Genomic DNA, 25,603 nt, shown 5'->3' with positions numbered 1-25,603 from the left:
ATAAAAATGCATTTGTATAGTTTTTCCAATGAATATTTGGTATGATGGTGAATGGGAAAAATATACAAGCAGTTAGTGGTTCGTAAAAGGGGGATTGAATTGAAAAGAACGCCTGAATTTTTATTAGGTTTAATTGGTGGCATTTTGGGAATTATTATTTCTATAATATTAATAGTTGTAGCGTTTAATATTATGGAAGGTGTTGATTACGAACTTTTAGCTTATTACTCTATTATTTTAACGGTTCAAATAGGGTTGTTCATTTTATCGTATTTAGTAAATAAGGTTAATAATAAAGTTTATGGAGTTTGTATGATTGTGATTCCTATAGTTATGTTATTTATGTCATTATTCTTTTTACTTATTCCGACAATTTTACAAATTATACCTGGTTCATTTGCATTTAGAACATTACAGTTAGAATCGAATGTAAGCTAAATATAATTATTAATGTCTGAATATTCGGTTTTTTAAACATTTTCGTTTGCAGTTCAAATTAACATAAAGCACAAAGTTGTATGCTTTAGGAGGAGAAATAAATGATTATTTGGTCTGGTTGGGGTTTTTTAGTCGCAATTATTGTAATTATTAATACTCTTTTGGGTAAGGCTATTTTTGGATCTATAACGGGGGACGCTACATATTTTCAAGATCATAGTTGGCCAATGGCGGTAATGTTTATTATATCAGGGGTTATGTCTTGGTATTTAGGTAAATATATTAATAAGCCAGATGGTAAAGTTTATATAGATGCCGAAACTGGTGAAAAAGTTATGTTTAACAAAAAACACTCGCTATTTTTTATAAAAATGGAATATTGGGGACCAATTTTAGGAGTTATTGCAGTTGTAACTTTAATTACAAGATAAAAAAAGAGGATGGGTATAGTAAGAGTAATCTATTCAAGTAGAAGGAGAAATCAGTCATGAATGCAAAGAAACTACTAGGGGTAGCAGTTCCGGTCATGTTGTTATTTGGTTGTGGAGTTTCTGAGAAAACGAACACTTCTAAACAGGAGAAAACGGAAGAGTCTAAAGTAAAAGAATCGAAGTCTAATAGTAAGAAAGAAAAAGTTTCAAAGGAAGACTATCCTAATAAAGTGTATAAATTAGGGGTAGAGTTTGATAAGTTGTTTGCGGAGCATAACAATATTACAAGAGATGTTTTTGACGGTAAGAAAAAGAAATCAGATATAGTAGATAGTGTGAAAGAATTAAATAAAGTGTTAGATAAATTTGAGTCAATAAATCCCCCTACAGAGTATGTAAATCAACAAAAGGATTTTGAAAAAGCAATTGGTTATTTTAGAGAGTCTTTTTCTTTAATAAATGAAGTATTCACCCGAAAAGAAAAAAGAGAAAAAGGCGATAAGACTGATAAAGAGTTAATGGAGAAATCCGAAAAGTTAGTGAAAGAAGGAGATATTTACTGGCTTAAGGCATTCAAAGATCTTGAAGGGGATATTAAAATCGGTGACGGTACAGTATCTGTGAAAGATTTGAAAGAGTTAGATAAGAAAGCTGGAATTAATACGGATAACGTTATGAAGAATGTGAAAGATGGTACGGAATTAATCGGGAATTGGGGATTCCAAGGAACAGACGGTTTCAATATGTCACTCATTTTAAAAGGTGATAAGACATTTGAAACGTATGGTAAAGGTGAGTATCCAAATAAAAAGAATTATATTGAAGGAACTTGGGAATATGATAAGGAAGCTTTTACAATCTATTTACATCTCAATAAACGTTTAGTAGACGGTGTAGAAGATACAATTCAAAAAAAGAAAATAGCATATAAAGTTCAAGATTATGATGGGGAAAACTTGCAATTATTTAATGAGACGTCATTTCATACAATTAAGTATGTGAAGCAAAGTTAAAGTTATGGAGGACTAGGTTTAAATGGCCTGGTCCTTCATTAAAGTGTGGGTATGTAAATAATATGTTATCTTTCGTTCTGTTTACTTAGTATCATGTTATTCTTTAATAGAAGTAATAAATGGAGTTTTACATTAAATATATGAGGTTGGTTACAAATGATAAAGAAATTTACTAGATTAGTATTAATAGTGGTTATGCCAATCAGTCTTATTACAGGTTGTGGGGCTGCTGAAAAAGCTGAAACACAAAAGACGAAAGTGGTACAAACGGAGAAAAAGGATTATATGGATTACTCATATGGTAGCAAAGGTATATTAGTAAGTGGCAAAGCGAAAGAACGTCAACAATACGAGATTGGATATATGGATGATAATAAGTTAATTGGGATTGACGAAAATATTGAAGACTGTATTATTTTAGATAATAAAGATAAAGCAGGTCTCATTTGGAAACAAATAGAGCGTGGATCTATTATTGAAGTGCAATACGGTAAGGATCGCAATGATATCGTAGGCGTGCAATTCGTAGGAGATCGTGAGTCATATGAAATTAGTGATAAGTTTGATCGGAATACGATAAATGAGATTGTTGAAAACGTTAAAGGGAATTTGTAATAAATGTATTTTGATAGTATAGGATCTCTTATTATGAAATTGTATGCCAGTTATTTGTCTAAGTTTAAATTGATTATTTTGACGGTATTTGTAATTAGTTGTAAAATAATGTTTGTTGATGTATTTTATAAAAAGTATGTTAGATGAAATTCATCTGTAGGGATGACATATAAATATTTTCTTAATGGGTATAAAATATGATAATTTAAATATATAAATAAAAAGAAAATGCATTGGAAGTACATAGTAGATTCATATTTTAAAAAATTAATGTGACAATAAAGGGAGGTTGAGATACATACACGGCGGGAATGTGTATGTATTTATTATAATAATGAATAAGACAATCAAACAACAAGTAATCGCACTATCAACAAGTCTAGTGATTTTAGGAAGTGTACCTTTATCAGCATCAGCAGAAGAGATGAACAAATCTCAAACTGATCAACTTAATATTGCCCAAGGAGAACACGGAACGAGCGGATTAAATTATTCTAATTTCAAGTTGGAAGTTCCTGATCATGTACAAATTAACGAAGCAGAAGTATCTGAAAATGAAAAAATGCTTTTAGAAGAATATAAGCATAAATATGATGAAACAGAAGAATTAAACAAAATGCAAGATGCTAAGAAGGGACAAGTAGCAGAAAAGGAAGCTATTTCAAACATTGAAAAGGCATTTGAATCTGTAGATGGTCGAAATGATGGATCTGATCGTCAAATGAAACCTGTTGCAAAGCCAAGAGGTATTCAATATAGTGCACAGAGTACGAAGAAATATGGAACACTTGCAGGAGTTCCATTTGTGGAGTGGATTGTTCCAGCAGGAAATCCTGATATTCGTCCTGCGAATCCGATGAAAGCACGTTACATTACAATCCATGAGACCGCAAATACAGCTGCTGGTGCTAATGCTGAAAATCATGCGAAATATTTATACAAGCAAGCAACTGAAGGCACTTTCCGAACAGCTTCATGGCATTTTACTGTAGATGATAAACAAATTTATCAACACTTACCAACAAACGAAAATGGTTGGCATGCAGGAGATGGAGATGGTTCAGGAAACAGGGAGTCTATCGGTATCGAGATTGCGGTTAACCAAGACGGTGATTACAATAAAGCGTTAGAAAATGCAAAACGACTTGCAGGTTATTTAATGAACAAAGAAGGAATTGGTGCAGATCATATTTACAAGCATCAACAATGGAGCGGGAAAAAATGTCCTGACATTTTAATTTCACGAGGTAATTGGGCTGGTTTCGTACAAGGAATTCAGTGGTATGCAAATATAAATGCGCAGATTGATACGCCTTTACAAGATAAAAATGACTCATTTAATCCAAATGAAAATAATCCAGCTGAACCTAGCATGGAACTAGTGGTAAATGGTAGTGGCATCAATGTACGTAGTGATGCGGGTATTGAACATCGTGTTGTACGTAAAGCTTCAAACGGAGATCGTTACAAAGTATTAGCGGTTAAAAATGGTTGGTATAAAGTAGGTATTGGAGAATGGATTTTCTATGACCCAAGTTGGATTAAAATTAACTACAATGTACCAAAGGAAGAAGTGCAAAAGCCTAAGGAAGAAGTACAAAAACCAAAAGATGATATTACAGGTGGCTGGTTTGAAGGGCATATTCGTAAATTAAACAGTCTAGGTATTATGCAAGGCGAAGGCAATGGTGTATTTGCTCCATATCGAAATGTAACGAGAGCGGAGTTTGCGAAATTAATCTCGAATGCTCTTAAACTACCAGAGGGAAATAAGTCATTTGTAGATATTAATGAGGCACATCCATCACTTCATGACGGTATTAAACGTTGTGCAAGTGCAGGAATTATTAATGGTCGTGGTGAAGGGATTTTTGATCCTAATTCACCAATTACTCGTGAAGAAGTATCTATTATGATTGACAAAGCATTACGATATAAAGGAATTACAGGTGAGTTAGTAGCATTACCATTTACAGATAAGCATTTAATAACATACAAAGAATCGGTTCAACGATTATACAGTCTAAAGGTAGTTAATGGTATTGGAAATAATGAGTTTGATCCTCGAGGCACAGCAACTCGTGGTCAGGCGGCTGCCTTTATTGTGAAGATGTTAGATTCAATGCAAAAATAAAAGGAAACTTTAATCAGTGAGGGCCACTCGCACTTACATCAAGCAGTTTATTCACCAAATTTTGAAATGAGAGTTTTACTGCCCGCAAATAGCAGAAGAAATTGTATGTAGAAGCTGACATTGGTAGAAGTAAAAAATAAGAAGAATTTGAAAGGAGCTATCCAAAATAATAATTTGGAATAGCTCCTATTTAGTAGGAAGAACAATTGTATTTGATAGATTGTAATGTAGAATGCCCTTCCAAGCCCCTCATAAGCCCCTACCAAGTAATAAATCACTAAGAAAAAGCAAAAACAAAAACAAAAACAACTACAAGAACAAAACAAGCACGAAAAAATGAAACCGGCGTTGTAGTAGTAAAAAAAATTGTAATTCGAATGCCAAAACCATTCCCGCATGCCTATCTTTATAATGAAGGATTAAAATTTTCCTATTTACTAGCAAAGAGTGGAGGGAAACATATGGCGGTATACCGTAATGTGCAGGTGAACTTTTGGCAAGATGAATTCATATTAGATTTAACGCCAGAGGAGCGTTATTTTTACATATATTTGTTAACTGGTACGAAAACGAAGCAATGTGGTATTTATATATTACCGAAGCGTGTGGCAGAGCTTGAAACAGGTTATAGTATGGAGACTGTTGAGAAGTTGCTAAACAGGTTTGTTGAGTATGGAAAGATTCTATATGATACGGAAACGAAAGAGGTATTCATAATAAACTGGTTACACTATAACCCTATTTCAAATACGAATGTGGAGAAGTGCGTATTACGTGAGTTAAAGACTATAAAAAGTAATGAGTTCATACATATATTTTTACGTAAATGCCTTGAAGAAGAATACAAGATTCCATTATTATTGCAGCATTTTGGTATGCCAAAAGAAGAGGATAATAGTAGTTCACAAGTAGTTATTGAAGAGAAAGAAGAAGCGGAAGAGATAGAGGTGGAAACCATAGAAGAGGACGTTCCAAATAGTGAAGTTTATAAGTTTTATGAACAAAATATTAGTAGTTTATCCCCATATATTGTGAAGGAATTGAAGAATTGGATACAAAGACTTTCTGGAGAGAAAGTGTTAGAGGCACTTAAAATTGCGTTTGAAAATAATAAGAAAACGTTAGCTTATGTGAAGGGGATTTTGAAGAATTGGTGTAGCAAAAAGTTAAAGGATTTTAGTGGGGAAAAGTCTGTAATGGGAAGTTTAGAGAGAAGGAAATGTATGTTGAGTAGTGTATTTTAATTTACATTAATTTAATATAGAATGTACGTTCGTTTTTTGTAAGTTTTATGCTATACTACCATTAAATAAGGGTATTTTTATAATAGATAAAAAGATGCGGGGGGTACAAAGTTTGACTACTAGTACATCTGAGTTGTTTCAATATATTAATATGACAGAAGAACAGAAACAATTATCACAACGATATTTACAGACAAAAGAAGAAGAGATTTTAAAAAATATTCAACTAACGACAATTCGTGATCAAAAAAGAAGTGATTTTGCGGAGAGATTTATAAACGATTTTAGGAAAGTGCATAAACAAGATCCGGATTTTTTTCGATTATTTTACCATATACTCGAGGAGCAATTATTAAATGTTCTTGTAGTCCGTTTTGCGCATGTCAGTTTTTCTAAAATGAAGATTTATTTAGAAAAAAGTGCACTTCCTTTGGACAAACTTGTAGCAATCGCATGTAAATATTTATCCAGTATTTCAAGTTATGTAAATGAAGCAGATGTTTTTCTTAGAGAGTTAACAAAAGAGAGTCCGAACTATATAGAGGGACAATTACATACTTTACCAACTAAGCAACAATTAACATTACTTCTCATAATGTTTGATGTAGATTATGAAAAGTTTCGTACATATAGTTCTTTATTGAATGAAAGGTTAGAAGAACATACAGAATTTATATTGAAACTGCTAGGGGAAAAGGAAAAGGTTGAAGCAGTTAAACGGTATTTAAAAGGTGAAGATGATAGTGAAGTATTTATAGGTGGGAATTTACCGGAACATATTTGGCGGCTATTATTTTGTGTTCATAAATATTCGGATGTTGCGAGGCGATATATTGAAATATTGGCGAAGAAAAATGTTTGGGGTTTTATAAACTATGCAACACGTTATATGTGTCACACTCTCGGTCAGTCTCAAAACTACAAAAAAACTGGTAGTGTAAATAGAGAAACATATGAAGAAATTCAAAGTTTTTGTACACAGTTTTGGATTTCTAAGGAAAGATTTTTTGCGCATCGTCTAAGGCAACATGATTTGAACAGTGAGGATTTTTGTAAGACGTATGAATATGAATTGCTATGCTTTATGTTGGAGGAAGATCCTGAATGTATTCAACATACTTTGCAATATGTAAGTAAAATGAATTATCTCATCATCGCACGAACGTTAGCTGAAAAAGGATGTGAGCTAAATATAGGGAAAATGCGAGAAGAATTTTTTGTTGCTGCTTTGCAAATAAAATTGTCTACAGTGCGGGATACATATCGTGATTATTTACAAGGGAAATTGTCACTTGAGGATATGAAGCAAATACTTAAAAATCCGAAATATAGGAGTATGTATTGGGTTATGCCGGTGTTAGAGGTTGCGCTTCTTTGGGATATAGATGATGTAGCGAAGAGGGAAGCTGTACTTACACTACAGTTTGGAGATGATGATAGTGTTAATTTATACGAACTTCTTTACGAATGTTCTGTCAGAGGAGTAGAACCGAAACAAGTATTAGAAGATCTGCTTTCGTATGGGTTAAGTAAGGAAAAGCTTATGGCTTATGCAGTTGAAGAAGCTGCATGCTACAGTGAAGAGAGAAATAAGGCGAAGGAAGCGCTTGTTTGTGTAATTGTAAAAGAACAAGCGTACATCATTGAAAGATTTGATGAGTATTCTGCTGTGGCCAAAGCATATATTTTAGAAGAGTTAGCAAAGGATAACATGATTAAAATGCGTCCAATTTTAATTAAAAGCTTAGGAGATTCATCTAAAAAAATGCGTGAGTCTGTAGTTAAACTGCTTTCAAAAGATGTGGAAGCTGCAGCAGATGTAGCAGTTGAACTTCATAATAAAAAGAAGATTGTTCGTGAAAATGTGATGAAAATACTAATAGAGTATAAGCTTGAAAAATATACGAAACTTGTACAGGAAGCTTTGCAAGAAAGTAAAAATGAATCTTTCGCAGGAAAATTCTCATTTTTATTCCAAACGGAGGAAGAAAAAATAGAAGAACTATGTGCACGTATTTTAACTGAACAAACAAGAAATTCACTTCTGCAATTGATTGGGGATGAGCCACAAATCCGTTTACGTGACTCTGATGAAATTGCTGATGCTGCAATTCCGTTAGCCTATTTACAACAGTATATTTCAGATGCTGTTATTGAGAAGAAAGAAACGGCAGAAGTAATTGGTAGAGCTTTAAATGAAGAGGACTTAAAAGAATGTGTGCAAACAATATATCAAATATGGATTTCTCAAGACGCAGATGTGAAGAAGCGTGGAATTCTTTCGTTATACGGAATGTATAGTGACGACAAAATGGTCGACATACTTATAAAGCAAATTGATGAATGGGTGCTTCAAATGAGAGGAAAGATAGCAGCGGATGCCGTTCGTGCTTTAGGTTTGTCTTCATCTAAGCTTGCACTTATGTCTATTCATGCAATAGCATTTAAATATAAACATAAGCAAGTACGTAATGCAGCAAAAGAAGCGCTAAGTCTTGCTGCGAAAACACGTGGTATAACAGAGGAAGAGCTGGAAGATCAATTGGTGCCTGACCTCGGCTTTACTATACAGGGTGAAAAGATAATTGATTTCGGGAATCGAAGTTTTACTGCCATTTTAACTACAGAGTCAAAAATTGAATTAGAGACAGAAGAAGGAAAATGTATGAAGTCACTTCCAAAGCCGAATGCAAAAGATGATGTAGAAAAGGCTGAAGAGGCTAAAAAAGAATTAGCCTCTTTAAAGAAGGAACTCCGAACTACTCTTTCAATGCAAAAACAACGATTAGAAGCGGCACTTTCGTTAAAGCGTTATTGGTCACATAATGCATGGAAATCTGTATTTATGGATAATCCAATTATGAAGCAATTTTCTATTTCACTCATTTGGGGTGAGTATAAGGAAGGGAAGTTGCTGAAGGCATTCCGTTATGCAGAAGGTGGCGTGTTCTGTACAATTGACGGGAAGAGTTATGAACTTTCATCTGGCACTGTTATTGGTTTCGTTCATCCGTTAGAATTGTCTGGGGCGGAGAAGGAATTATGGAAAGAGCAATTAGAAAGTGCGGGAATTGTTCAGCCGTTCCTACAAATTGAGCGTCCAGTGTTTGTAGTAGAAAAGAATGATGAGAGTGCTATTGAGAGATTTGGCGGTATTTTACTAAATGGTCGTTCGTTATTCGGTAAGATGACGAAGCTTGGATGGATCCGTGGGTCTGTTCAAGATGGCGGTGTATATTATACATTTTACAAAGAAGATACTCGTACCGGATTAGGCGTGCAATTGTCATTTAGCGGAGCTCCGATTGGTTATGAAGATGAAGAAGATGTATGTGTATTTGACATTCAATTTTATAAAGCAGGTACAGTGAAGCGTGGTTCATATGAATACGATGAGATTGATGATGAAAGACGCATTGTACCAAAAGAAGTAGATAAACGCTTCTTTAGTGAAATGTTATATAATGTCCAAGTAGCGACAGATTCAAATCTTGGGCATAATGAAAGTTGGCGTAGCGAACGATAAGAAAAACCCCCTTCATTGGTAGGAAAATGAAGGGGGTTTTTCAATGTCTTTAAAAGGTTCTTTCTCAAAAAGAAGCGAATAGTGTGAGAAAGGGGTGGTTATATGGAAGTCGTTATAAAGAAGAAACGAAAAAGGGGAAAAAGAATTTTTATTTGGGCTAGTAGTATCGTTCTTTTGTTAGTTATTTCCGCTGCGATTTTTTTGAACATATATACGCTGAAATCTATGCCAAAGATAGATGGAACGATAAAGCTAGATGATTTACAACACGCTGTTACGGTGAAGCGGGATAGTAAAGGTGTCCCGCATATTAAATCGGAAAATGCACATGATTTATATTTTTCACAAGGATATGTACAAGCGCAAGATCGGTTGTTTCAAATGGATTTAAGTAGAAGACAAGCGTCTGGTATGTTAAGTGAAGTTGTTGGGGAAGCAGCTGTTGACCGAGATAAATTGTTTCGAACACTCGGTTTACGGCGAGCGGCCGAAGCTTCAGTTAGTCAATATAATGGAGAAGCGAAAGATGCCCTGCAGTCATTTGCTGATGGGGTGAACGCTTTTATACGTGAGGCGAAAAAGGAAAAGAAATTACCAGTTGAGTTTACTATATTAGGTTATGAACCTGCTGAGTGGTCAATTGTTGATACTTTAACGATTGGGAAGTATATGGCGTTTGACTTAGGAGGACATTGGCACGGACAGGCATTTCGATATTGGGCGCTGAAAAATCTTCCGAAAGAGCAAGCGAATGAGCTATTTCCTGCATATCCGAAAGATGCTCCTAGATTGCTAGCTGAACTGAAAAATACAAATGTGGACGTAGCACAAAGTTTTTCAAAAACGATAATTCCGCCGGAGTTTAACGGTAGTAATAACTGGGTTGTGAGCGGTGAGAAGAGTGCGTCAGGTAAGCCAATTTTAGCAGATGATCCTCATTTATCTCTTGCGACGCCTTCTATTTGGTATCAAACGAGACTTGAAATGAAAGGTTTAAATGTGAGTGGCGTTATTTTCGCTGGAGTACCAGGTGTTATATTAGGACACAATGACAAAATAGCGTGGGGTGTTACGAATACAGGGCCTGATGTGCAAGATTTATATATTGAGAAGAGAAATCCTAATAATGAAAATGAATTTCTGTATAACGATAAATGGGAGAAAGCTACCGTTGTAGACGAGTCTATTAAAGTAAAAGGCGGGAAGACAATTCCTTATAACGTTACGATTACGAGGCATGGACCAGTAATTTCAGAGTTTGCGGATAAGGGGAAGGAGAAAACGAAAACAGTATTCTCTTTAAAGTGGACAGCTTTAGAACCGTCAGCTGAGTTAAAAGCTGTATTAAATATGAACAAAGCAAAAGACTGGAATGAGTTTGAAACCGCTCTTCAAGATTTTCATACACCAACCCAGAACTTTGTGTTTGCATCAAACGACGGCACAATTGCTTATAAAGCGAATGGAAATATACCAGTGCGTAAAAAAGGTGATGGTAGCTTACCTGTTCCAGGATGGACAGATGAATATGAATGGGAAGGGTATATCCCGTTTGATCAACTTCCAAAAGTAATTAATCCAAAACAAGGGTTTATTTCAACTGCGAATAATAAAATTGTTGATGATGATTATCCGTATCATATTAGCAATACGTGGGCGCAGCCATATAGGCAAATGCGTATTCAAGAATTTTTGCAAGAGAAGGAAAAGTATACGGTGAAAGATTTAGAAGAGTTACAAATGGATCAAAAGAATTTATATGGGAAAGAGTTTACTCCTATATTTTTAAAAGAGTTAAATAAAGCATCTTTAAATGAGGTAGAGAAAGAAGGCGTAGACCAATTAACAAAGTGGAATTTTTACGATAGTAAAGATGAAGCAGCACCATTAATATTCCATTTGTTAATGAAAGAGATTTCAAATACGTTATTTTCAAAAGAAATACCGAAAGATGTAATGGAGTTATTTGAAGGGAAGTCACAAGTTGTTGATGAATTGATTCGAAAAGAAGTAGCGGGAGAAAATAGCGTTTGGTTTACGAAGTACGGAGGTCTCACAAAAGTTGTGCATACATCGTACGAGAATGTAATGAAGAAATTGCAGAAGGAATATGGACCCGATATTGGAGAGTGGAAGTGGGGCGATTACCATCAACTCGCTTTTACACATCCCATTTCGAAATCATCGAGTATGTTAGCATTACTCGCTTTTAATCGTGAGAAACCAGTTCCGATTGGTGGGAGCCAAGTTACCGTGCAAGCAGCGAGTTACGGCGAAAACGGCATTGTAAATCACGGGGCGTCTTGGAGATTCATTATTGATACGAAAGATATGTCAAACGGTTATCATATCGTAGGGCCAGGACAGTCGGGCCATTTTAGAAGCGATTGGTATCATGATCAAATAGATGATTGGGTAAATGGCACGTATCATACGACTACATTGAATACGGAGGGGATAGAGGGGAAGGTGCTAAATTTAGAACCGAAGTGATAGGGTGTTTTTGTTTGTGGAGGGAACTAGTAATACTCTTTTTGATAATGAAAGCTTATCATTTAGAACATAACCCAGTTCTTAAATAATTTTAACAGCCAGCCTACTATCATTTAATTTGATAGTAGGCTGTTTCCATCTTTGAAATACGCTGTAGCAACTTCTTCAGGATTACGATTATTTCCACATGCTGTAAGTGCTGTAACTAATAAAGTCATTACAACTATTAACATGATCATTCCAGTTTTGAGGGGAATTAGTTAACAAAGACTAGGTATTATTTGCAACAGAACTGTTCCTCTATCCCCCTTGTTTCATCATTTTTCTAGGCCAGCCAACTTGACAAATGTTTTTTTATCAAACTACAATGAAAATCATTATCAATAATATAGGGAGGATACTTTGGTCAATAAATGAAAAACAATATATTTATAGGTTAATAACCAGATCTTGTTAAGTTGTATGTACTATTTTTAGTTTAGCGTTTCCCAGAATGTACACCAATTAATCTCGCGAATTACAAGAAAACTATTATTGAAATGAGGCGTGTATTGTGAAGTTAGACGTGAATGAGTTAGCAGAGTATCTTGCCAATACTCCTTTCCGAGTAGAAGGAGTATATCGTTATGCTAAAAATCCAGGTGTGCCTTTTGCTGAGTCTACAGATTCTTTCCCAGGATTTGTATTTCCAATTACAGGGAAGACGCAATTTCAATTTAATGGTACGCCGTATACTCTTTCCCCAGGAAAAGTTATACATGGGGGTGCAAAAATGACATTAGCCCATAAAATGCTTGGTGAAATAAACTGGGAATATATTCTTGTTTTATATCGGATAAGCAATTCAGAACGAGAAGACTCTGGCTTTACTCATCAGCATTTTGAATTATTAACAGGACAATCTCCTCGTCTTGTCGAATTACTTATGCGTCTTTGGGATGTATATAATCAGCGTGGAGGCATTTCGATGTTTCAGACCGAAATGCTGTTTCGCGAAGCGTTGAATGAAGCTTTATTAAGTGTTTTCAATAGAGAAAGCAATTATGAGTCGCATACTTTATTCGAACGAATATCTAGTTACGTTCGTAAATACTATTATAAAGATATTACAATTCATACACTTACAGAACAAAATAATGTTAATCGAAATCGTCTTTCTTACGTGTTTAGAAAGCATGCAGGTATGGGGGCAGCAGAATATTTATTGAACTATCGTATAAAGATGGCTCAAAAAATGTTATGTACAAGTGATGTGCCTGTACAACAAATTGCGCAGGCTGTTGGAATCGCAGACCCTTTTTATTTTAGTAGAGTTTTCAAGAAGCGAGTTGGCATTTCGCCTACTAAATATCGCGAGAAGTTCATCAATAATCCATACTAATGTCAACAGGGGTCCATTCTTATTTGAAAATCACTGTTCTATACTTATGGAGAGTTAAAGGAAACATTGGATTGAAAGTACTTTCATTGAAATCACTCCTTTGTACTATCTGAATGAAAAGTTCTGGCCGGAGCATTTTCTTTTTAAGCGTAATAACGACTTTTTTACTTATATTACTGTAATATAGTGGAATTTGAAAGTGAGGAGGGATTATTATCCATTACCAACCTATTAAACTAAATGACGAGTTATCTAAAATTAACGATTATTGGTATCCACAAGTGATTGGTGAAATGAATGACGATCAAATTCAGCTTTTTAAAGCTAATGGAGATTTTATATGGCATGAGCACCCTAATACGGATAAGCTATTTATTGTGCTTGAAGGGGAGATGTTCATCGATTTTCGTGATGGACAGGTGAAAATTTCTAAAGGCGAGATGTTTATTGTCCCGAGAGGCGTTGAGCATAAACCTTTCACTGAAAAGGAATCCCATATTATGTTGGTAGAGCCTAAAAGGGAAATGGATTGATAATTGTAAAAAGATAAAAAAGGAGCGGAAATCCGTTCCTTTTTTATTTATCTTACTATTTTTAGGAGCTTAGTATGAGTAAGATGTGAATAAAGGATGAATAGCATTTTTATCAATAAAAATTTATTGGATTTTTTGTGGAATATATATGAAACGTTGTATAAAATAATCAAGAAAGCCAAAAATTATAGGGGGAAAGTTGTGAAGAAAAATAAGAGTTTAATAAGTTTTTTAGGAGTGTTTCTTATGTTGTTTTCTTTTTGTTTTCAAGGAAATGTACAGGCAGATGTAAATACTGTTCAATCTGGAAAAATCAAATCAGGAAACGTAACAGTATGGGAAGTTGGAAATGTAGCGAAAGTATTAGCGGATGTGGAGCGCTTAAATTTAAATACAGTAAATGTACCGATTCAAGTAGATATCCCAAATGTGACTTCTACTAACATGGTAATTAATCAAGCGCAAAAGCAACAAGCTATTATTTTAATTCAAGAATTATTAAAGCGTAATATTCAAGTTATAGTGGAACCGTTCCCGTATATTCAGCAGGGGAATGTTGGAGAGACAGAATGGAACCCAAGTAACATTAATGATTTCTTCTGGAATTGGAAGACGGTTATTCTGCAAGATATTTTTAATTCCATTACAAGTAAATACAATGTGTATGGACTAAAGATTGCTTCTAATTTCGTGAATATGGAGTATGCAGAAGGATACTGGAGCGATACAATTGATTTTGTTCGTAATCAGTATAAAGGAAATGTTTTGTATCAAATGAACTGGTGGTTAACAGCAAGCTGGGACCCTTCTTATGAAGCGAAGTTTAAAGAGAAAATCAATCGCCCGTATTTAAAAAAGGTGGATATTGTTAGCATAGACAGTTGGTTTGAAGTTTCAGGAAAAAGAAATCCAACATATGAAGAAGTGAAGCAAAGTTTATTTGCGACGACAGTATATAATCGTGGGCAAAATGTTGTTCAGCAATTGGAACAATTACATAATGCAACAGGAAAGCCAGTTTACTTCGGTGGATTTAACGTTCCAGCACGTGAACTTGGATTACAAAATCCATGGAATCCAGATGTTTCAAATGTGTTTTCGAAGGATGTGCAATTAAATGGATGGCGTGCTTACCGCGATGTATTAGAACCGAAACCATATTTTAAAGGTTTTTCAATTTGGTTTATTGGCTCTAATGATAGTACACATGCGTATCAAATACATAGTAAAGAAGCAGAGGCAGTTATTAACGGGTGGTACAGAAAATAAATTTTATAAAATAGGTAAGTTTTAAAGTTTACTACATATATTTCTAGTGAAAGGCCTTTCACCATCTTATCACCTAGGGGGCAATCATAATGAAATTTTTGTCTTACCTTACAGTAATTTTGGTGATTCTTGGCGGTTTGAATTGGTTATTTGTAGCGTTAGATTACAATGTAGTTGAGAAATGGTTTGGTTCTATGCCGGCGCTTGTGGACACTATTTATTGGCTCATTGGTCTCTCTGCTATTTATCAAATTTTTGATCGGTTCCTTACGAACGATTAGCTATTATTCTTTCATTATTAGAGTGTTAAGTACGATTATGTACTTAACACTTTTTTATATGTCCATAAAAAAGTCTGCACTTGCAAGCGATTCCATCGCGTCTTGCGCCCTAATAATAGAAAACAAATTGACCACATATTATATTTTAGGTTATAATTCAGAAAGTTTAAAAAATAATCCGATGAGAAATAGGGAGGTTATGAGGGTAATGGAGAGAGTCTATAATTTTTCAGCAGGACCATCAATACTCCCTTTGCCAGTTTTGGAGAAAGTGCAAAAGGAGCTTTTAAATTATAACGGGACAGGCATGTCTATTATGGAAATGAGTCATCGATCTTCTTATTTTCAAAGTATTATAGAGGAAGCGGGTAACTTACTTCGTGAATTAATGAGCATCCCTGATGAGTATGATGTTTTATTTTTACAAGGTGGTGCGTCATTACAATTCTCTATGATACCGTTGAACTTAATGAATACGTATAAAAAAGCTGGATACGTACTAACTGGCTCATGGTCTAAAAAGGCATTGCAAGAAGCCGAAAAAGTTGGGGAAGTACAAGTGATTGCTTCTTCCGAGCAAGAGAAGTTTACTAAGATTCCTAAACTGGACGGTTTATTAAGTGATGAAAAACTAGATTATGTACATATTACAACGAATAATACAATTGAGGGGACAAAATATGTGGACATTCCACATGTAGAAAAAGTGCCGCTCGTTGCGGATATGTCCTCAAATATTTTATCAGAGCGATATGATGTTTCGAAGTTTGGTCTTATATATGCGGGGGCGCAAAAGAATTTAGGACCTGCGGGCTTAACGATTGCTATTATAAAAAGAGATTTAATCGGGAGAGCAGATCGCTCTTGTCCGACAATGTTAAATTATGAAACTTACAGTAAAAATAACTCCTTATATAATACACCGCCATCCTTTAGTATTTACGTAACAAAACTTGTACTAGAGTGGTTGAAAGAGCAAGGCGGAGTATCTGCGATTGAAGAACAAAATAGAATGAAATCTTCACTTATTTATCATTTTTTAGATGAATCTAAATTGTTTACTTCACCAGTTGATCCTGCGTATCGATCACTTATGAACATTCCGTTTACAACACCGTCAGAAGAACTTAACAATGAGTTTTTACAAAAAGCGAAGGAACGCGGCCTTGTTACGTTAAAAGGGCATCGATCAGTCGGTGGTATGCGCGCTAGTATTTACAATGCGATGCCAGTACACGGCGTACAGCAATTAGTAAATTATATGAAGGAATTTGAGCTTGAGAATAGATAGGGAGATGGGGATATGTTTCGTGTTCAAACGTTAAATCAAATTGCAGAAAAAGGTTTGCAAGTTTTTACTGAAGAACGTTATGAAGTAGGAGATAGAATCAAGCATCCAGATGGAATTTTGCTTCGTAGCTATTCTTTACATCAAGAAGAGTTTTCAAAAGATTTAAAGGCGATTGCAAGAGCTGGCGCTGGTGTAAATAATATTCCTGTCGAGCGATGTACAGAAAAAGGAATTGTAGTATTTAACACGCCGGGGGCAAATGCAAACGCTGTAAAGGAACTCATTATTGCCAGTCTTATTATGTCTTCACGTAACATTATTAATGGTGTAAGTTGGACGAAAAACTTAGAGGGTGAAGAAGTACCACAGCTTGTTGAATCAGGAAAAAAACAATTTGTTGGATCAGAAATTGCAGGGAAACGTCTAGGTGTTATCGGACTTGGCGCAATCGGTGCTTTAGTTGCGAACGATGCGTTAGCGTTAGGGATGGACGTTGTTGGATATGATCCTTACATTTCAGTTGAAACAGCTTGGCGTCTTTCTACACATGTGCAAAGAGCATTTAGCCTTGATGAAATTTTTGCAACGTGTGATTATATTACATTGCATATTCCTCTTACGAATCAAACGAAGGGGATTATTGGAGAACACGCTATAGAGAAGATGAAAAGAGGGATGCGTCTATTTAATTTCTCTAGAGGAGAACTTGTAGATGAAAAGGTTCTTCAAAAAGCATTAGAAGAAGATATTATTACACATTACGTAACGGACTTCCCAAATGAAAATGTAATAAAGATGAAAAATGTAACAGCAACGCCTCATCTTGGTGCATCTACGTCTGAATCAGAAGAAAATTGTGCAGTAATGGCAGCACGCCAATTACGTGAATATTTAGAGACAGGAAATATTCGTAATTCAGTAAACTATCCAAACGTAGAATTGCCGTATATCGGAAAGAAACGAATTACAATTATGCATCAAAACGTCCCGAATATGGTAGGGCAAATTACAGGATGCTTAGCGGAACATCATATTAATATTGCCGATATGATTAATCGTAGTAAACATTCTTGGGCATACACAATGATTGATATCGATAACGGAATTGATGATATAATAAAAGAGAATATTGTAGAAAATATAAGCAAAATTACAGGTGTTGTAGCCGTTCGAATGATTGTGTAAAGGAGAGAGGAATGTGGCAAAAATACGACCGTTTCGGGCCATTCGTCCAGTAGAGGAAAAAGCGGCACAAGTGGCAGCTTTACCGTATGACGTATTAAATAGTGAAGAGGCAAGGGAAGTTGTAAAAGGGAATCCATATTCTTTCTTGCATGTTGATAAAGCAGAAATTGATTTAGATCCTGAACTGTCACCGTATGATGATCGCGTGTATGAAAAAGCGGGCGACAATTTAAAGCAATTTATACGAGAAGAAGTGTTCATACAAGAGGAAGAGCCAGCGCTATATATTTATGAACTGACGATGCAAGGAAGAACGCAGTCAGGTCTTGTTGTTTGTACATCTATTGATGAGTATGAAGATGATACAATTAAAAAACATGAAAGAACACGTCATGAAAAAGAGCTAGATCGTATTCGCCACGTAGATGTGTGTGACGCCAATACAGGTCCTATCTTTTTAACGTACCGTACAAAAGATGAAGTAAAGCATTTAATTAGAAGCTGTAAAGAAGAGCATGCGCCAATTTATACATTTACAGCAGAAGACGGTGTTAAGCATGTTGCGTGGAAGATTGCAGATGAAGATGTAATTACGACTTTAGTAAACGCATTTGAAGATATTCCTAATCTTTATATTGCAGATGGGCATCACCGTTCTGCATCAGCTGCAAAAGTAGGACTTATGCGAAGAGAACAATATCCAAATTACACAGGAGAAGAGGAATTTAATTTCTTCTTATCGGTTCTATTCCCTCATGATGAATTATCGATTTGGGACTATAACCGAGTTGTGAAAGATTTAAATGGCTTATCAGAGGAACAGTTTTTAAATCAAATTACGCAGTACTTTTATGTAGAAGAAGCAACTGTTTCTCCGTATAAACCAAATGAGCCCAAATCATTTGGTATGTATGTAAATAAGAAGTGGTATAAGCTTACTGTGAAAGAAGAAACATTTGATGCGAATGATCTTGTTAGAGGTTTAGATGTATCTATCCTGCAAGATCATTTATTAAGCCAAGTACTTGAAATACATGATCCGCGTTCTGATTCACGTATCGATTTTGTCGGAGGAATCCGCGGATTAGAAGAACTAGAACGCCTTGTGAACAGCGGCGAATACAAAGCAGCATTCGCATTATATCCGACATCTATGGAAGATTTATTAGCAATCGCAGATGCCGGAGAAGTCATGCCACCGAAATCAACGTGGTTTGAACCGAAACTTCGTAGTGGGTTGTTTGTTCATTCTTTAAAATAAATAGACTTCTTTAGTTAGAAAAACCGAAATGATTTTTAGTTTCGGTTTTTCTTATTTTACAAGTTTTTTTGAGGAGGGGTATGGATGAAATTGCAAGTAGGCGAAAAAATCACCTTTGAACGAACTTTTACGAAAGAAGATATTGCTTTATTCACAGAGGTTTCTAGGGATGAGGGGGCGCACCATGTTACACCAGATGAGCAAGGGAGATTTGTTGTACAAGGACTGTTAACTTCAACACTTTCTACAAAAATCGGCGGTGATAATAACGTATTAGCTCGTAAGATGGATTTTGAATTTTTGCGTCCTGTTTTTAGTGGGGATACGATTCGTTATGACGTAACAATTGAGCAATTTGAATCTGATGAAAAAAATCGTACAAAGATAATTGCTATGCTTACATATAGAAATTAACTTGAAGAGGAAGTAATGAAGGGGAGATAAGGCTAGGTAGCATAAAATATATCACTATATGTGGAGTGATTAATGCAAACATGTGGGTTGAATGGTTTTAAATGATGAATTTGCGGTGATAGCGGTGATGGAGGGAAAAGAATATGTTGAGTATAAAGATAAAGTAGAAAATATAATGAATTGAACCCGAAAAGTAACGCAGTAATTGGAGGTGGTACACTAAACTAGACATTAAGTTAAGTGGGAAATTGCAACGACATATATTTCCTTGTGCTCTAGAACACCTAGCTAAAGAAATTATTGAGCAAAGGAGTTAGTTGTTTTATGTGTATGGTTTAACCCGAAATTGTAAGTATATAACTCGCACCATTATGTAGTTACCTTGAAGCATCTACAGATATTCTTATCATCCCTCAAGAACCACTTAGCTCTCGAAGTTGAGTAAATTTATGCACAATTAAGTGAACGTTTTTTTACATAGATTAGTTGACATTTATATAGAGTTCATCCATTTCTAAATGTATTTTTGCTTTGCTGTTTTTCAAATATAACGGATAAAATTTTCATATTCACGAATTTAGTGCATAATGGTCGTTGGATAAATTGAAATACCACGTTCCTTTAGAATATCAGACATATTATCTTTCTCAAACTACTTTTCTTTAACAAATCTCATCTATTATGCTCCTTAGTTGGTTTTCCGGAGTTTATTATAGTTTGAAAAAAACTGCACGAGAACCTATATTTATACTGTTTTGGTGCAGGTTCGCTACAATATAAAATATACAACAGTAAGGATAAAACATACTTTGTAATTGCAAATGAAACTTATGTATATGTGAAGTAAGGGGAAAGAGGGTCTGCACATAATCAATCACCCTTTTTTATAACGTTTCTTTGCAGAGGTACGTTATAAAAAAGGGTTGTTAATTGAAAGATGAAAAATAACTTCTATTAATTATTCATATTTTATTAAATTACATTGATCTAATTATAAGTCAGCTGAAACTGTACTTATTCCAACCTGGATAGTGCTAATAAACGTATATAATTTATGGTATGAGTTTATAGGAGTAGAAACTAATTTTCATTTGATATATTTATTTGATGATTGGTTATAGTACTATACTTCTTATTTATAACTATATAAATCCAACCAATAATTGATAAGATAACTGGATAGAAAATAGCCCAACTACTAAATGAGTATACAATAATACATATAATTAGAGATAGGAAGGCCATCCACCAACCAATATCACGCACTTTTAATAATTTAAGAGCAGCTAGCATTGTAAAAATATATGAGGTAATAAATATTACACTAGGACCTTTAAGAAGCATTTCTAAATTTGGTCGTGCCATACCATAAAAAATTAAAATACAACTAAAAATTCCTCCTAAAACTAGTAATACCCTAGTTGGAGTTTGAAATTGAGAATGTAACTTAGCAAAGAAGGAAGGGAAATGTCCTTCTCTAGCTTGAGCGTAAATCATCCTTGAAAAACCTGCAATGTTAGCATGTACAGCACTAAACGAAATGAAAATTGCTAAGATAGTTGTTATATAGGTACCTATTGGTCCTAATCCTTTTGATATTAGAATACTAAGGGAAGCTATCTGATTCTTATCACCATATGAGTGAGTACCTATTGTTACAAAAGATATAGCAATGTACATAATGGAGATACAAATTGCTCCTAAAAATAAACTAACGGAAATATCTTTAGCGGGTCTTTTAAATTCTTCAGCTAATGGGGTTATCATTTCCCACCCTACAAAGGAGAAAAAGATAATTACAGAAGAAGCGCCAACGGAAGACCACCCGTTTGGTACAAATGGTGTAAAAGAACTTAATTTTACATATGGTATAGAAACGATAACCGCGACAACTATTAAAAGTGAAATAATACAAATTACAAACACACTAACTTTTGACGATAGTTCTATCCCTTTTATATGTAGGAGCAAAGAGGTAATTAAAATTAATGCTGCAATTCCTATAACACTAAGATTGCTTATTGGAAAAGCATATCCAATATAATGGGCACCTGTTAAAGCAATAACCGGTACTCCAATAGGAATAGAACCTAACATAATCCAGCCTAGGATGGCACTTGTATTTGCATTAAATGCCATCTGAACATAAGCTGTAATTCCTCCAGCACTAGGAATTATTTTAGCAAGACGCGCTAGAGTCGCTACAATAGGAAAAGCTAATATAGACATGATAACCCAAGATAAAATTGAAGCTGGTCCAGCGCTATTTGCAGTAATTGAAGGTAAAATAAGGATTCCACAACCTAACACAGCTCCGATGGTTAATGCGGTCCCCTGTACCCAAGTAATTGAACGTTTCAATGATTGTTGTGTCAAGATTTTCAGCCTCTCTTTCGTTAATTGATATTAATTATATAAAGTTTAAAAAAAAGATAACATGCTATAATTTATGTATTAATTATAATTTTCTTAAAGAATTTAAGAATTATTAAATATTTTCTTAATTAATCAAGGGGAGGCCAAGCAATGGATGATACAGATTTAAAGATTCTTTCTCATCTTCAGGAAAATGCACGTTTAAGTATGGTTGAAATAGGAAAACTGGTAGGTTTGAGTTCTCCTTCTGTTACAGAGCGAGTTAGAAGACTAGAAGAACAGGAAGTAATTATAAGTTATCGCACGATTGTTAATCCGAAAGAATTAAAAAAACATATTACTGCGTTTGTTTTGATGGAACCAAGGGATTGCAATAAATATAAAAAGTTTGCAATGGAACATTCGGATGTGGTTGAATGTCACCGTATTGCCGGTATGTATAGTTATCTAACAAAGGTAGTGACGGAATCTGTACATACACTCGAAGACTATATTAATTTGTGCTTAGAATATGGAAAGCCTACAACCTTAATAGTGCTTTCTTCTCCAGTAGAACATAAATCATTTTTTACAGAGAGTGAAAAACTTTAATTACATATGAGTGATTATTCAAAATAAAAAGCGTTAAATTAATACCTAATAGGAAATAGAGTCCTATTAGGTATTAATTTTCAGAAAATCATCTAGAAAATTCAGATAAAAAATAATATTTTACATATTCTTACTACTGGTGGGATAATGGATATTGTATTTTAGAAAAATTAAATTCTTAGTTAATTGGAGGTAGGATTATTATGAAATATGCAGTGCTCACAAATGATTTACAGTATGATTTGGTTAATAAAAATGAGGATAGAATTGCAGCTGTGGAGGGTTTTTATTTATTAATTTTTTAAGTAATTATTGCTTAAATCCAATGATATCAACATCTAAAATATATCACGATTCAAAAGAAGAGGGAATATCAGCCGGTTTTCATATCTTATCAAATTGCGAAGTTCCTAAGGGTGGAGTAATCACAGAAGAAGGGATATTAGACAATACCATCTATACAAGCACAATGTGTATGGAGTCTGGTACATATTATTATCATACCTACGATTGTAGACAAATTACAGCCATTCATTTATTTGATGAAACCTTAGATTCAGAAGAGATTAAAACCTATCCATTCCTGTGTAAACAGAATATATTTTATGAAAACTAATTAGAATAGGTAAACTGTATACAATACAAATTCAGGGTTCTTATGTGGTTTTAATCTATTTTTAAATGAAAAATGAATAACTAATAAACATTACAACCTGCAAAAAATCAAAAAGGAAGCGTGATTAGCTTGTTGATTAATCCTGTTTTAAAACTGATGCATACGGGGACGATCCCATATACAACAGTTTTAAAAAATTAGATACTTTATTTATTAAGTTAATACAAGTTACATCAGTATAGGAAACAGTGGAAATCTAAATCTTTGTTTATATGTTAATTACTTCAAACGTATCCCTTCGAATGCGTTTATAACCAAGTCATGTACATAGGAATCATCCAACTTCTCACCGGTTACTAGCAACCGATAAAAAATTGGCCCGTAAATGAGATCGATGCTTAATTCAACATCGAGGTTTTCTTTTAATTCTCCTCTGTTAATTCCCTTCTCCAGAAGTTGCTTTGCTTGCAGTCGACGTGGTTGGAAATATCGAGCACGATATTCCTCTGCTAGTTTCGAATCAAATTGCCCTTCACCAACTAACTCATTGATAATAGTTCCTTCTCGACTGATCAAAAAACTGGCTAAACTTGTAGCGTGAGTTAAAATATCATTCAATGCTGAACCTGTGTCAGGTACAGGCAATCTAGCAGCAGCAGCAGAAAGAAAACCATCCATTACCACAGCAGCCTTATTTGGCCACCATTTATAAATCGTAGCTTTGCTGACTTTAGCACGGTCTGCAATTTTATCGACTGTGACTGCTTTAAAGCCACTTTCCAATAATAACTCATAGGACGCAGAAAGTATGGCCTTTTGGGTTTCAATATTACGTGGTCGACCTCTTTTACCTTGCACATTAATCATTCCTTTCAAAACCTAAACTATACGTTTAGTATACTTAATACGAACAAAAAACAAAATAGCCTATTTACAAAACTGAACGTTTAGTATATATTTTAGTTAATTAATAAACTGAACGTTTAGTTTATTAATTAACTAACTAACTAACTAACTAACTAACTAACATCTTGTAATGTTATGGATATATTTAGGGTCCAAAAATCACAAATTAAATTGCTAAAACATTTAGAAAAGGGGGATAAAAAAGAGAAGAAGTTGGACCTTTTAAAAGCAGAATGGAAAGTAGCTCAAACTTAATTTATTACAATAAAAAATGGCATCGCAGTAGTACTTGCCAAGGTGATTTAGTAATTTTGAAATAAAAGTATGGGAGGAAATAGTTATGTCTAATTTTAAAAATAAAGCAATTGATAAGGATATTTCATCAGGCTTAATCATTCTTTTAGCAACTGCATGTGGTATTATTGTGGCTAATCTTTATTATGCACAGCCTTTAATTGGGGTAATTAGTAATGAAATTGAGCTTTCTAATAGTAGCGCTGGATTAATTGTAACGCTAACTCAAATTGGATATGTTGTTGGCTTATTATTTCTTGTGCCTTTGGGGGATATTGTTGAGAATAAAAAATTGATACTTATATTGTTATTTTTAAGTGCATTTGCACTCATTTCTATGGTTTTTGTAAAAAGCGCAACCTTGTTGTTAATTGCTTCATTCTTTATTGGACTGGGTTCGGTCGCAGCGCAAGTACTCGTACCTCTTGTATCATATCTTTCATCGGAGAATGCACGCGGTCGCGTAGTTGGCAATGTCATGAGTGGTCTGTTATTAGGTATTATGCTTGCGCGACCGATATCTAGTCTAGTAGCCGATATGTGGGGATGGAATGCAATATTTGCTTTATCTGCTACTGTAATTATTGTTTTAGCGTTTGTATTATCGAAAGTACTCCCTACTAGGAAACCAAAGGCAAAAACAAATTATATAGCCTTACTTAATTCAATGTGGCAACTGCTACGTACTACTCCAATTTTACGCCGTCGCGCCATTTATCATGCTTGTGTATTTGGGGCTTTTAGTTTATTCTGGACCACTGTTCCATTATTATTATCTAGTCCTGCTTTTCATTTTTCTCAGACTGCCATAGCATTATATGCACTTGTCGGAATTACAGGTGCAATAGCCGCTCCAATAGGTGGTCGTCTAGCTGATCTTGGCTGGACACGACCCGCCACTGGGATAGCTCTCACTATTGTTATTATTTCTTTATTACTTCCACTTATTATTCAAAGTAGTTCGCCCATAGGAATAGCTGTTTTAGTAATTGCTGCAATTCTGTTGGATATGGGAGTATCTGCAAACCTTGTGCTTAGCCAACGTTTAATTTTCTCGTTGAGTCCAGAAATTCGTAGTCGATTAAATGGGCTATTTATGGCTATTTTCTTTTTAGGAGGTGCTGTTGGATCCTTTATTGGAGGATGGGCATATGCCTTAGGAGGATGGAATCTAACATTATGGATAGGAATCGCTTTTCCGACCATAGCCTTGCTTTATTTTGCTAGAGAAGAATAGTTTTATAATCAAATTTAAACAGCCCGGATTCGTTTGAATGCTTCTTCATTGGTATGTCCGAGTTTTATAGATTA

Annotated in this window: 20 protein-coding genes and 2 pseudogenes; 20 read left to right on the top strand and 2 right to left on the bottom strand. The window is 34.6% G+C overall.

Annotation, left to right across the window (positions count from 1 at the left end):
* The first annotated feature begins 99 nt into the window (after nt 1–99).
* From ACTFO4_RS13625 to ACTFO4_RS13550, 16 genes are all read left to right on the top strand, one after another.
* Nucleotides 100–438, top strand: a complete 339-nt coding sequence (locus ACTFO4_RS13625; protein ID WP_061457471.1) for a DUF4064 domain-containing protein — start codon at nt 100–102, stop codon at nt 436–438.
* 101 nt (nt 439–539) lie between these two features.
* Entirely contained in the window at nt 540–869 is a 330-nt protein-coding gene (locus ACTFO4_RS13620) for a hypothetical protein (protein WP_000587854.1), read from the top strand.
* Between the two features lie 56 nt (nt 870–925).
* Nucleotides 926–1,882 carry a DUF3994 domain-containing protein gene (locus tag ACTFO4_RS13615; RefSeq protein WP_061457470.1) on the top strand — a complete coding sequence of 319 codons (957 nt, stop codon included), beginning with the start codon at nt 926–928 and terminating at the stop codon, nt 1,880–1,882.
* A gap of 156 nt (nt 1,883–2,038) precedes the next feature.
* Nucleotides 2,039–2,497: a hypothetical protein gene (locus tag ACTFO4_RS13610; protein ID WP_061457469.1), complete on the top strand. Its 459-nt coding sequence runs from the start codon at nt 2,039–2,041 to the stop codon at nt 2,495–2,497.
* 334 nt (nt 2,498–2,831) lie between these two features.
* Entirely contained in the window at nt 2,832–4,631 is a 1,800-nt protein-coding gene (locus ACTFO4_RS13605; RefSeq protein WP_061457515.1) for an S-layer homology domain-containing protein, read from the top strand.
* A 461-nt stretch (nt 4,632–5,092) separates the two neighbouring features.
* On the top strand, nt 5,093–5,875 hold the full coding sequence (locus tag ACTFO4_RS13600; protein WP_017674151.1) for a DnaD domain-containing protein: 783 nt from the start codon (nt 5,093–5,095) through the stop codon (nt 5,873–5,875).
* A gap of 112 nt (nt 5,876–5,987) precedes the next feature.
* Complete coding sequence (locus ACTFO4_RS13595; RefSeq protein WP_440014339.1) at nt 5,988–9,401, top strand: DUF4132 domain-containing protein; 3,414 nt, start codon at nt 5,988–5,990, stop codon at nt 9,399–9,401.
* Between the two features lie 102 nt (nt 9,402–9,503).
* Nucleotides 9,504–11,894: a penicillin acylase family protein gene (locus ACTFO4_RS13590; protein ID WP_440014337.1), complete on the top strand. Its 2,391-nt coding sequence runs from the start codon at nt 9,504–9,506 to the stop codon at nt 11,892–11,894.
* A 553-nt stretch (nt 11,895–12,447) separates the two neighbouring features.
* Nucleotides 12,448–13,275, top strand: coding sequence for a helix-turn-helix transcriptional regulator (locus tag ACTFO4_RS13585; protein WP_000762815.1), 828 nt, complete (start codon nt 12,448–12,450; stop codon nt 13,273–13,275).
* A gap of 293 nt (nt 13,276–13,568) precedes the next feature.
* Nucleotides 13,569–13,808, top strand: a complete 240-nt coding sequence (locus ACTFO4_RS13580) for a cupin domain-containing protein (protein WP_000997182.1) — start codon at nt 13,569–13,571, stop codon at nt 13,806–13,808.
* A 201-nt stretch (nt 13,809–14,009) separates the two neighbouring features.
* The gene (locus ACTFO4_RS13575) at nt 14,010–15,077 is read left to right on the top strand and encodes a glycoside hydrolase family 113 (RefSeq protein WP_000739788.1); all 1,068 of its coding nucleotides are present in this window, start codon (nt 14,010–14,012) and stop codon (nt 15,075–15,077) included.
* Between the two features lie 89 nt (nt 15,078–15,166).
* On the top strand, nt 15,167–15,358 hold the full coding sequence (locus ACTFO4_RS13570; protein WP_440014334.1) for a DUF378 domain-containing protein: 192 nt from the start codon (nt 15,167–15,169) through the stop codon (nt 15,356–15,358).
* 208 nt (nt 15,359–15,566) lie between these two features.
* Complete coding sequence (serC, locus tag ACTFO4_RS13565; protein WP_440014333.1) at nt 15,567–16,649, top strand: 3-phosphoserine/phosphohydroxythreonine transaminase; 1,083 nt, start codon at nt 15,567–15,569, stop codon at nt 16,647–16,649.
* A 12-nt stretch (nt 16,650–16,661) separates the two neighbouring features.
* Nucleotides 16,662–17,834 carry a 3-phosphoglycerate dehydrogenase family protein gene (locus ACTFO4_RS13560; protein ID WP_063536865.1) on the top strand — a complete coding sequence of 391 codons (1,173 nt, stop codon included), beginning with the start codon at nt 16,662–16,664 and terminating at the stop codon, nt 17,832–17,834.
* A gap of 13 nt (nt 17,835–17,847) precedes the next feature.
* A complete protein-coding gene (locus ACTFO4_RS13555; RefSeq protein WP_440014331.1) occupies nt 17,848–19,095 on the top strand; it encodes a DUF1015 domain-containing protein in 1,248 nt (415 codons plus the stop codon).
* An 84-nt stretch (nt 19,096–19,179) separates the two neighbouring features.
* Entirely contained in the window at nt 19,180–19,509 is a 330-nt protein-coding gene (locus tag ACTFO4_RS13550) for an enoyl-CoA hydratase (protein WP_440014329.1), read from the top strand.
* A 1,080-nt stretch (nt 19,510–20,589) separates the two neighbouring features.
* Here the strand turns inward: ACTFO4_RS13550 and ACTFO4_RS13545 are convergent.
* On the bottom strand, nt 20,590–21,885 hold the full coding sequence (locus ACTFO4_RS13545) for an APC family permease (RefSeq protein WP_440014328.1): 1,296 nt from the start codon (nt 21,883–21,885) through the stop codon (nt 20,590–20,592).
* 150 nt (nt 21,886–22,035) lie between these two features.
* Between ACTFO4_RS13545 and ACTFO4_RS13540 the strand changes: the two genes are divergently transcribed.
* From ACTFO4_RS13540 to ACTFO4_RS13530, 3 genes and pseudogenes are all read left to right on the top strand, one after another.
* Complete coding sequence (locus ACTFO4_RS13540) at nt 22,036–22,476, top strand: Lrp/AsnC family transcriptional regulator (RefSeq protein ID WP_000342842.1); 441 nt, start codon at nt 22,036–22,038, stop codon at nt 22,474–22,476.
* 203 nt (nt 22,477–22,679) lie between these two features.
* A pseudogene (locus ACTFO4_RS13535) lies at nt 22,680–22,763 on the top strand (cysteine hydrolase); the annotation flags it as partial.
* Nucleotides 22,764–22,828: 65 nt separating this feature from the next.
* A pseudogene (locus ACTFO4_RS13530) lies at nt 22,829–23,092 on the top strand (linear amide C-N hydrolase); the annotation flags it as partial.
* Between the two features lie 279 nt (nt 23,093–23,371).
* Here the strand turns inward: ACTFO4_RS13530 and ACTFO4_RS13525 are convergent.
* The gene (locus ACTFO4_RS13525; RefSeq protein ID WP_001161705.1) at nt 23,372–23,950 is read right to left on the bottom strand and encodes a TetR/AcrR family transcriptional regulator; all 579 of its coding nucleotides are present in this window, start codon (nt 23,948–23,950) and stop codon (nt 23,372–23,374) included.
* Nucleotides 23,951–24,338: 388 nt separating this feature from the next.
* On the opposite strand from ACTFO4_RS13525, the gene ACTFO4_RS13520 reads away from it, so the two are divergent.
* Nucleotides 24,339–25,529: an MFS transporter gene (locus ACTFO4_RS13520; RefSeq protein ID WP_440014327.1), complete on the top strand. Its 1,191-nt coding sequence runs from the start codon at nt 24,339–24,341 to the stop codon at nt 25,527–25,529.
* Nucleotides 25,530–25,603 lie beyond the last annotated feature (74 nt).

It is taken from the genome of Bacillus cereus group sp. MYBKT14-1 (genome assembly GCF_051915185.1).
Lineage (GTDB): Bacteria > Bacillota > Bacilli > Bacillales > Bacillaceae_G > Bacillus_A > Bacillus_A cereus.
The sequence above is the reverse complement of the archived record's forward strand: the minus strand, read 5'-3'. Positions and strand labels throughout refer to the sequence as shown.